Origin of the sequence: Moorena sp. SIO4G3 (assembly GCF_010692305.1) — a bacterium.
Lineage (GTDB): Bacteria > Cyanobacteriota > Cyanobacteriia > Cyanobacteriales > Coleofasciculaceae > Moorena > Moorena producens_A.
This window is the reverse complement of the sequence record NZ_JAAHIG010000641.1, coordinates 1-2,536: the sequence shown is the minus strand read 5'-3', so window position 1 is coordinate 2,536 and position 2,536 is coordinate 1. Positions and strand designations below refer to the sequence as shown.

General features: G+C 44.2%; 1 protein-coding gene and 1 pseudogene. Both read right to left on the bottom strand.

Translation table 11 applies throughout. The annotated features are described in order from the left end of the window. On the bottom strand, positions 1-1,150 hold a 1,150-nt coding region (locus F6J99_RS44060), incomplete at its 3' end, for a caspase family protein (RefSeq protein WP_293123518.1). A gap of 575 nt (positions 1,151-1,725) precedes the next feature. Beyond that, positions 1,726-2,536: pseudogene (locus F6J99_RS44055) on the bottom strand (hypothetical protein); the annotation flags it as partial.

The following is a 2,536-nucleotide window of genomic DNA, read 5'->3' as shown; positions in this document are numbered from 1 at the left end:
CGACTTTTGGTAATCCCGCCTCAACCAGGGCTTTCGTGAGAGCTTGGAAGGGGTTTTCTCCGGGACGAATTGGTGACACTATCGACCATTTATCGGTATTTTCCTGTTTCAACTGGGGAATTAATCCGGCTTTCACCAAACTCGATTTCCCCGAACCGGAAGCACCTAAGACCACAGTTAAGGGATGATTTTTGACAAAATCCTGTAACTTTTCTACTAGTAATGTTCTACCAAAAAATAGTTGACTGTGTTCCTCTTCAAAGGAGTTTAAACCCCGATAGGGATTTTTCGACTCATCTAATGGTGGTGCGGGGGGTAAGTTTAGTTCATGTCCTGGAGACAGAAAGATATACTCGCCTTTATCGTGCTTGTCTAAACACCAAATACCAGGGGTTTGGCGCAGACGGTATTTTTCTGTGGGAATTTCGACTCGATCCCGTAAATATAAATATAATTTTGTGGCTGTAATTACCCCATCTCCAGGCGGTTTGCCATTGGTGGCAGGAGGATAGATATCTCCTGCACCTTCTAGGGCTTCTAATAATGCACTAGCAAAAGGGGAATGATTGCCGATTTGACCGCGTTCGCTATCTAAATTAAAGTTATCTAAAGCCTTTTGATCCGAAGCTGAGGAAGTAATGATTTGCCAGGCCGGGTCAGTAATAAAACGGTCATAACGCTCTTGGTGAATTACTTCTGGCGATGTTAGTAAATCCCTGGTACTTGACCATTTAAAAGCACCAGCAAAACAGCAGTCTAGGATACCTAAGAAATGACGACAGGGTAATTGATGGAAAGCATCATGTAACTTGGTCATGGGCAGATAACTATTAGTATCCCGCAGTTTGGCATCTTGAGGAATTAGGTAACCAGCCGGGCCATCATCCCCATTGAGGGCAACTCCATGACCAGCGAAGTAAAATAATAAGCGGTCATTTTCAGTGACTTGTTCGGGTAGGGTTTGGTCTAAAAATTTGTTGAAGTTAGAGAGAGTCGCTACTTCGTCTAAGCATTCCCAGACTTCATAGCCATGCTTCTCGCGCAGAATTTCTATTAGTTTTTTGGCATCGTTTACGGCGGTGTTCAGGGGGGAAATGCCGTTTTGGTAGTTGTTAATGCCGATGATCAAGGCGAGATTGCGGGAGAACATATAGCGGTTTGCGATTTGATTAAGTACACAATTATGGTTTTTTATGGCACAGGAATTCACCCTTATTAAGGGGCGTTGCTGAATTAAGGAATGAATGCGCGATCATCTGGTGCATGTTAAAGCCCCCGTTGGTCCCCATCTGTCAAAAAGCGAAGCATCCGCTAATTCCCCCCAAGCGAGCAATCCCTCCCTTGGGGGGTTAGGGGGGCCTCACAAGGGTAGGTTTTTTACATTTGGGTCCTGCCCCACCCCCAACCCCCGACCATTCGGGGGCGGATCACAAGGAGAGGAAAAGGAAAACAACGAATAAATGATGATTTTTAGCGATGCAGCGCGGTCTTGGGGGTTTCCCCCACTCGCTATTGCATCAAGACAACGACAAATTAAGTATATTTTCTTATCCCCCACACCCCACACCCCACAACCCACACCCCACACCTGAGGTCTTTGTTAAAAACCTACCCCTGTGAGGTTAGGGGGGCGGGGGACGCAAGAGAGTTTTGTTCCCCCCAAGCGAGCAATCCCTCCCTTGGGGGGCTAGGGGGGCGAAAGCATACCCAAAATCAGCAACGCCATCAATTTTTGCAGAGATTGCGATCGCTCTCGTCAACATTGGGGTTACTAAGATAGTCTCGCACCCAATCACAACCCTTGACTATTAAATCATTTAATCCTCCTATACGCCATAACTTGGCATTTCCGGATCTGTCAAGAGTGGCTAGTAAGCTGCCATCAGCACTAAGACTTATACTTGTAACTGTACTTTCATCAACTGTACTTTCATTAACTTTACTTTGATGCCCATCGTCAAAAGCAGTCAATAATTTTCCTGACATATGCCATACATAGGTATAATCCTTCTCCTCATAATGCCGCTCTGCACTAACCACTAAGCCACCCTGGGTACTAAAACCGATACTATCAAAGCTGCGATTAGCACTCTTAAACTTAACTAATTCCTCACCAGACTCCAATTCTTTTAAAAAGATATTACCTCGCTCTACCCAGTGATCCTCGAAAGCATTCTGCGCCACTAACAGCTTGCCATCGGAGCTAAAAGCGATTTCACCCCATAGCTTAGGTTCAGTTTTCCAGATTTTACTGTTTAAATTTAACCGATGGAGAGTACTAGTATTCTTATCATCATAACCCTGCGGATATACAGTACTATCGTTCTCCACAACAACCAATTGTGTACCATCAGGGCTAAAAAGAAGCTGGCTAATTGTTTTATTAAAATTTTTAGATTTATACAACTCATTGCCATTCAAATCCAATAAGCGAATCCTATTATCTTGACCAACTCCAGCCAATTGTGTACCATCAGGGCTAAAAATGATTTGCCTTATTGTTGTTTTAAGATCTGGAAATCGCTTCAACTCCTTA